This window comes from Streptomyces sp. CRN 30 (genome assembly GCF_034105845.1).
In genome coordinates, this window is the sequence record NZ_JAVRHI010000169.1 from 161,377 (window position 1) to 167,947 (window position 6,571).

The 6,571-nt window shown below is 70.2% G+C and carries 8 protein-coding genes and 1 pseudogene; 4 read left to right on the top strand and 5 right to left on the bottom strand.

Going from position 1 to position 6,571, the window contains the following annotated elements:
* Positions 1-125 precede the first annotated feature (125 nt).
* Complete coding sequence (locus UW392_RS17145; protein WP_320775881.1) at positions 126-1,052, top strand: oxidoreductase; 927 nt, start codon at positions 126-128, stop codon at positions 1,050-1,052.
* Positions 1,053-1,141: 89 nt separating this feature from the next.
* Here the strand turns inward: UW392_RS17145 and UW392_RS17150 are convergent, their stop codons facing one another.
* Both UW392_RS17150 and UW392_RS17155 read right to left on the bottom strand, forming a co-directional pair.
* Entirely contained in the window at positions 1,142-1,699 is a 558-nt protein-coding gene (locus tag UW392_RS17150; protein ID WP_320775882.1) for a glycoside hydrolase family 25 protein, read from the bottom strand.
* A gap of 637 nt (positions 1,700-2,336) precedes the next feature.
* Positions 2,337-2,807 carry a GNAT family N-acetyltransferase gene (locus UW392_RS17155; protein ID WP_320775883.1) on the bottom strand — a complete coding sequence of 157 codons (471 nt, stop codon included), beginning with the start codon at positions 2,805-2,807 and terminating at the stop codon, positions 2,337-2,339.
* A 238-nt stretch (positions 2,808-3,045) separates the two neighbouring features.
* On the opposite strand from UW392_RS17155, the gene UW392_RS17160 reads away from it, so the two are divergent.
* Complete coding sequence (locus UW392_RS17160; protein ID WP_320775884.1) at positions 3,046-3,270, top strand: DUF2255 family protein; 225 nt, start codon at positions 3,046-3,048, stop codon at positions 3,268-3,270.
* 53 nt (positions 3,271-3,323) lie between these two features.
* Positions 3,324-4,063 (top strand): annotated as a pseudogene (locus UW392_RS17165) (IMP dehydrogenase); the annotation flags it as partial.
* Positions 4,064-4,121: 58 nt separating this feature from the next.
* On the opposite strand, the gene UW392_RS17170 reads toward UW392_RS17165, so the two are convergent.
* Together UW392_RS17170 and UW392_RS66990 are read right to left on the bottom strand one after the other, a co-directional pair.
* On the bottom strand, positions 4,122-4,373 hold the full coding sequence (locus UW392_RS17170; protein ID WP_320775885.1) for a hypothetical protein: 252 nt from the start codon (positions 4,371-4,373) through the stop codon (positions 4,122-4,124).
* 116 nt (positions 4,374-4,489) lie between these two features.
* Positions 4,490-4,795 (bottom strand): hypothetical protein, encoded by a 306-nt coding sequence (locus UW392_RS66990; RefSeq protein ID WP_414496288.1) that lies wholly within the window; start codon positions 4,793-4,795, stop codon positions 4,490-4,492.
* 226 nt (positions 4,796-5,021) lie between these two features.
* Between UW392_RS66990 and UW392_RS17180 the strand changes: the two genes are divergently transcribed.
* Positions 5,022-5,345, top strand: a complete 324-nt coding sequence (locus tag UW392_RS17180; protein WP_320775886.1) for a hypothetical protein — start codon at positions 5,022-5,024, stop codon at positions 5,343-5,345.
* 338 nt (positions 5,346-5,683) lie between these two features.
* Here the strand turns inward: UW392_RS17180 and UW392_RS17185 are convergent.
* A partial coding sequence (locus UW392_RS17185; RefSeq protein WP_320775887.1) for a hypothetical protein occupies positions 5,684-6,571 on the bottom strand: 888 nt, incomplete at its 5' end.

The following is a 6,571-nucleotide window of genomic DNA, read 5'->3' on the forward strand; positions in this document are numbered from 1 at the left end:
TCTCCTACGTTGGGACCACCCCAAAAGACCGCCGGTCTGAAATGGGGCGTCGGCCTGGCCCGCGTACCAGGACCGACGCCCTTCATCGACGAAGTCGGCAAACGAACCCGAGGAGCGTGACAACGGTGAACCACTGGACACCCGACGACATCCCCGACCAGACCGGCCGCACCGCGCTGATCACCGGCGGGAACAGCGGGATCGGACTCGAGACCGCCCGCGCGCTCGCCCGGCACGGGGCCCGCGTCATCCTGGCCGGCCGCAGCCGGCCCAAGCTGGACCAGGCCGCGGAGGCCGTGCGCGCCGCGGCCCCCGAGGCCCGGACGGACACCCTCGTGCTCGACCTCTCCGACCTCTCCTCCGTCCGCGACGCGGCCACCCGCATCGCCGAGACCGAGACGGTCGACCTGCTCATCAACAACGCCGGCGTGATGAACCTGCCCGAGCGGCGAACCACCCACGACGGCCTCGAAATGACGGTCGGCACCAATCACCTCGGCCACTTCGCCTTCGACGCCCAGGTCTGGCCCGCCGTGCGCCGCTCGCCCGCACCGCGCGTGGTCACCGTCAGCGCCATCGCGGCGCGCTGGCCGGCGGGCAGGCTGGACGACCTGATGAGCGAGAAGAGCTACCGCCCCATGGGCGCTTACGCCAAGTCCAAGCGCGCCAACATCGTCTACACCCTCGAACTCGCGCGCCGCACCGCGGGCAGCCCCGTCGAGGCGCTCGTCGTCCACCCGGGGTCGGCGATGACCGGCTTGCAGCAGCACGGCACCGGACCCCTGAGCCGCGTGGTCACCCCGATCGCCGCACGCCTGCTCATGGGCTCGGCCGAGGGTGGCGCCTGGCCCTCCCTGTACGCGGCGACCAGCCCGCACGTCCGGACGGGCCAGTTCATCGGCCCCGCCGGACGCGACCAGACCTCCGGCACCCCCGAGCCCGCCAAGCTCCCCACCGGCGCCGACGACCCCGCGCAGGGCAGCCGGCTGTGGGCGGCGAGCGAACAGCTCACAGGTGTCCCTTTCGACCTCGAAGCCGGGGCTGCCGTCTAGGGTCCGGTCCGTCTTCTCCGGGCGGCTGCCCTTTCCGGCGAGGGCTGCTCGGGAAGGAGGGTGGCCCGGGATGGAGGTGCCGGGGTGTGTCAGGCTCCGGCTGCCCAGTCGCGCAGAGCGTCCTTGTCGGCGAAGCGGGTGACGTTCTTGTCGAGGGGGTGCGAGGTGTGCTGGTGGAAGAGCCAGTCACTTGTGATGCGGGGTTTACCGGCGGTGACGTAGTCCGCGATCCACAGGCCGTCGCCGACGTAGGAGGTGGTGTCGGTGTTCAGCCAGAAATCCCGGTTGGTGTAGAGGATCACCCTGCTGTTCGGGCGGTGTCGCCTCACCCGGCGGATGAAGCGGTCCTTGTCCTTGTCGCTGGCATGACTGCCGTTGGCGGTCGTCTCCCAGTCCACGGCCAGCACGTCCCCGCTGCGGTCGGGCACCTTCGCGAGGAAGTGCCGTGCCTGAGCGCGGATTCGGTCGGGCCACAGGAAGTGGTAGTAGCCGACGACCAGTCCGGCCCGGCGCGCGGTACGCGCCTGCGCCTCCAGGTGCGGGTTGGTGTAGGTGCGGCCCTCGGTCGCCTTGATGAAGGCGAAGGAGAGGCCGCGGGTGTCGTAGGACGCGGACTGGAAGCCGCTGACGTCGATGCCGTGCAGCATAGGAAGTCTCCTTGTCGATTTGTGGGGGGTGAGCCGTCTCCGGGGCCTCTGCGGGAGGGGAAGGGAAGGGGGAGGGAGCGGTGTCGGGGCAGTCGGTACTGGCGAGCGGCGGTCGGCGATGGGCGGTCAGCGGGCGGTATGTCAGCTGCCGGGCATCTCAGCCGGGTGCCGCAGTCGCCGCGTCAGGAGGTACAGGTCTCCGGCGTTCTCGGCCGTCTAGGCGCAGACGAGGGTGCCGAGGGGCCCGCCGTTGCCGGCCGGGCCGCCGAGTATGCCGCCGAGGAGCCGGCCGAGAGGAGGTTCGACGAGGCTGTTCATGTGCGTCTCCACTGGTCCGGGCGCACCGTGGTCCGATGCGCGACCTGCCGACTCACCGTGTTCTCCGTTTCCGCATGAACACGCTCAAAGTCTTCCGGAGTCACCCATGCGAGCGGTCCGACAGGGACAGGAACGCCTTGTATGCCGTACGTACGTTCCCGCATCGCCCTGACATTCGGTCAGCGGTATTGACGAGGACGGCGCCACGCCCACCGGTGTCCGCGGGTCAGCCGGCCAGCGCGGGATACGGGGTCAGGCGCGCAGGTGTGTCCGCCGAAGGCTTCGCGATCGAGGTGACGGCGAGACGGCGGGAGCGTCCTCAAAGTTCTTGCTCCCCGGGGCGCCATACGTACCGGACATCCGGCTCACGTTCCTCGTTGCGGTGCCCGTCGGTGAACTCGGCGGCGATGAAGCCGTGCCGCTCGTAGAAGCGACGGGCCGACTCGTTGATCTGGAAGGTCCACAGTGCCAACCCGGCCGGGCGACGCTGCTTCGCCAGGTGCAGGAGGCGACCGCCGATGCCCCGGCCCTGCCGGTCCGGATCGAGGTAGAGCTGTTCCAGATCCTCGCCGTCCAGCACCATCATCCCGGCCACCGAGCCATCGATTGTCGCCACCCACGTCTCCTGGCCCGGCACGACCACCTCACGGAACCAGGAGCGGACCTGGTCATCCGTATGCGCCCGGCGCACGCCCGGAAGCGCCGCCGCGAAGGCACGCAGCCACACATCGGCCACCGCGGCGGCGTCGGAGGCGACCGCACGTCGGATGACAGCGTTGTTGATCTCCACAGCCACGCATGCTCGCAGACACACGACGCGGCCGCATCCGACTTCTTACGAGCGGCACAAGCGGGTCCACGCCTCCGGCGTCCGCCACCGCTTCGTGGTGGACGACGCGCCCTTCGCCCGCCTGAGGGCGTGACGCCCCTCCCCCACACCCGGCGCCGGACCTCTTGGGTGTCCGGAACTCATCCACCGGGCGCCCCAGCGGATGCCGTGTCCCGCCCGTACCCGAAACGTGAGAACCATGACCGACTGGAACGAATCCGACCTGAGCGGCATCGGCGCGGCCGAGGAACTGCACCTGGAGACCGGACGCGCCGACGGTACTCTGCGCGCCCCGGTGACCATGTGGGTGGTACGGATCGACAACCGGCTCTACGTCCGCTCGGTCAAGGGCGTCGACGGTGCTTGGTACCGGGGCACCCGCAGCCGTACGGCCGGTACACCGGCATCGTCGAACACGTCCTGACTGACCGTGCCCGTGCCTCCACGCTGGGCCTCCAACCCCGCCACCGAAGCTCATCCGAGGTGCACGGTCCCAAGCGGGGAGACGTGGTCGTCGCCCCGTTCGTCTGGGCCGACAACACCTGCGCCTACTGCCGTGAGGGCCTGCAGACCTCCTGCCCGCACGGCGGCCAGTGGCTAGTGAACGGCGTCGACGGCGGCCAGGGCCAAGCCGCCCGCGTGCCCCTGGCCGACGGCACCCTTGTCAAGCTGCCCGTCGCCGAGGACTCCGGCCTCCTTCCGGACCCTCCCCACCCTCTCCGACGTGCTGTGCACCGGCTACCACGCGGCCCGCACCGCGGGCGTCCGCCCCGGCGACAGCGTCACCGTCATCGGGGACGGCGCCGTCGGTCTGTCCGCCGTGATCTCCGCCAAGCTGCTCGGCGCCGAGCAGATCATCCTCATGGGCCGCCATCAGCCCCGCACCGACCTCGGCATCGACTTCGGCGCCACCGATGTCGTCACCCGGCGCGGGGACGAGGGCGTCGCCCGGGTCGCGACGGCGGCACCGTCAGCCGTGTCGGCGCACCCCAGTTCACCGACGTGCCGTTCGGCTTCGCCGACTTCATGCGCAACATCACCCTCACCGCGGCGTCGCCCCCGCCCGCGCCTACATCGAGGAACTGATGTCGCACATCCTCGACGGCTCGATCCGTCCCGGCCGCGTCTTCGACCTAACGGTCTCCCTGGAGGACATCGCCGACGGCTACCGCGCCATGAACGACCGTGAGGCACTGAAGACGCTGGTACGCCCGTGACCGCCCGCAAGCCGGACCCGGCCGCTGTGACCACGCACGAGCGGCTGTTCCCCGGTCGTCACATCTCCACTTTCGCCGTCACCGACCCGAAGCTCCTCTCATCGAGTACCTCGGCGACTTCGCGTTCGACGAGGTCCTGCGGCACACTGCGGAGATGCTGGAGCGCACCCGTCTCGTCACCGGCGTCAGCAGCGGCTTCGGCCATGCCCTGGCGGCCCGGCTCCCGGAGCGTGGCGCCCGTGTCATCGACGCCGTCCGCTCCCGGGACAGGGCCACTACCCTGCTGGAGAAGCAGTACGTACCCTGTCATGCCCGTGTGGGGGAAGTCCTGCGCGAGCGGCCGTCGAGGGCCCCGCGGACCATGCGTGACCGGAGCGGTGACCGGGCCGGGCCTGGTCAAGCCGGACCGGGCCGGCGCCGGACCCGTCAGACGGCGGCCCAGCCGTCATCGACCGGGACCACCGCGCCGTTGATGAAGGAGACAGGGTCGGAGGCGAGGCAGACGATGGCGTCCGCTTGCTCGTCGGCGCTGCCACGGCGGCCGGTGTTGCCGCGGATGAGGGCGCCGGCGACGGACTCGTGCACAGCGGTGAGTCGGATGGATCGACCGGAGGCGTCGTCGAGGTCGGTGACGCACTCACGGTGAAGATCATCAAGGTCGATCTCGCCCCGCGTCGCACCGTTCTGTCTCAGACGCGGGCCCGCACATCCCGCCATCAGGGAGATCGCCATTCCTGACGATACGGCTGCCCACACGCCCGGGGAAGACACCTTCGGACTCGCCTGGTGGACAGAGGACCCCGCGCGCTGGGACCTCCTGCGGTTCGAAGCGGCCTACGACGAGACCGGCCTGCCCCTGGACCGGTGGTGGAAGGACCGCAGGGACGTCCTGTACGCACTCATCCTCTGCCCGGGGCCGGTCGACCACGACTTCGCCCGCTTCCTGCTTGAGCAGGAGGTGCGGTTCCACCGCCACAGTTGGGGCTTCAGCCACACCATCGAGGCCGCAGCGCTCCTGCTCGCCGAGCACCGCCGGCCCGATGACGTCTGGTGCCTGTGGCAGGCGGTCACCGCCAGCTTCGACACCTGGTACGGCCTGCCCCACCGCCTCCTGTTCACCGGGGGAGGAACGACCCGCACGATCGCCTACGTCGCCGGCTCCGGCCACGAACAACAGGACAACCTACTGGGGCACCTTCGAAAACTCGCCGAGGCGACCGACGACGACGTCTCCACGCTCCTCGCGCAACGCCGCGGCTACTACGCCGACACGCTGCGCTAGCCGGCCCCGATCGTGCTGCCTCCCTGGAAGAGGGAAACAAGCCAAGCCGGCAGATGACCTGGCCGTGGGGTGCCGCCCGACGGGAGAGCACACCCGCTGGACACGCGCCTGCATCCACCACCCCGTCATCGAGGCCCTGGGCCTCGACGAACGGCACAAGGACTCCTCCACCACCTGCCTCCCGCTCGACGAGACCGTCCCGCTCGGCACAACCGTCCCGCTCGCGGCGTGGTCCACGAGGACTGGATTCCCCATCCCCCATCCCCCGTCCCCCATCCCCGACAAGGGGGCCCAGCGCGTCAGGCGAGGCGTGCGATCGTCCCGATCTCCAGAGCGGTCTACATCGCGCCGTCCGGTCCCTGGGTGATGCCGTGGGGCTCGGAGGACGGGCTGGGGAGATCGTGTTCGTCGATACGGCCGTCGGGAGTGATCCGGCCGACGCGGTTGGCTCCCCACTCGGTAAACCAGCAATTCCCGTCAGCGCCGGCGGCGATGGCGTGCGGACGTGACGTGGGGTCGGGCAGGGCGAATTCCGTGATCTTCCCGTCCGGGGTGATGCGTCCGATCCGGCCGGTTCCGATCTCGACGAACCACAGGGCGCCGTCGACGCCGGCTGTGATGCCGACGGGGGCGCTGGCAGGTGTCGGCAGCGCGTGGACGGTGACGGCGCCGTCGCGTGCGACAGCGCCGATCGCGTTCGCCTGGTTCATCGTGAACCACAGCCGGTCGTCCGGGCCGGCGACGATGGCTGACGGGAAGGCTCCCGTCATGGGAAGGGGGAACTCGGTGACGTGACCGTCGGTCGTGATTCGGCCGATGCGGTCGGCACTGGTCTCGGTGAACCAGAGTGCGTCGTCGGGACCCACCGCGATCCCAAACGGCCCCGCGTCCGGCGTCGGCAGCGGGAACGAGGTGATGTCCCCGGCCGTGGTGATGCGGCCGATGCGGTGGCTGCGGAACTCGGTGAACCACAGTGCGTCATCGGGCCCCGCTGTGATGATCGACGGCCCGCCGGAAGCCGGTTCGAGCTGGTAGGAGATGTGGTCGCCGTCGGGCGTGATCCGGCCGATCCGTCCGTGATGGACCGTGACTACTCCCCCTCGTGAACGAGGGGGCTTCTCGTCAAGCTGGTTGAGCTTGGCGACGGGCCAGCCCGGCCCGCAGAACGTTGGAAGCCCCCACGACGTCGGCGTGCGCGCGGTGGCCGCAGTCGGTGCAGTGGAACT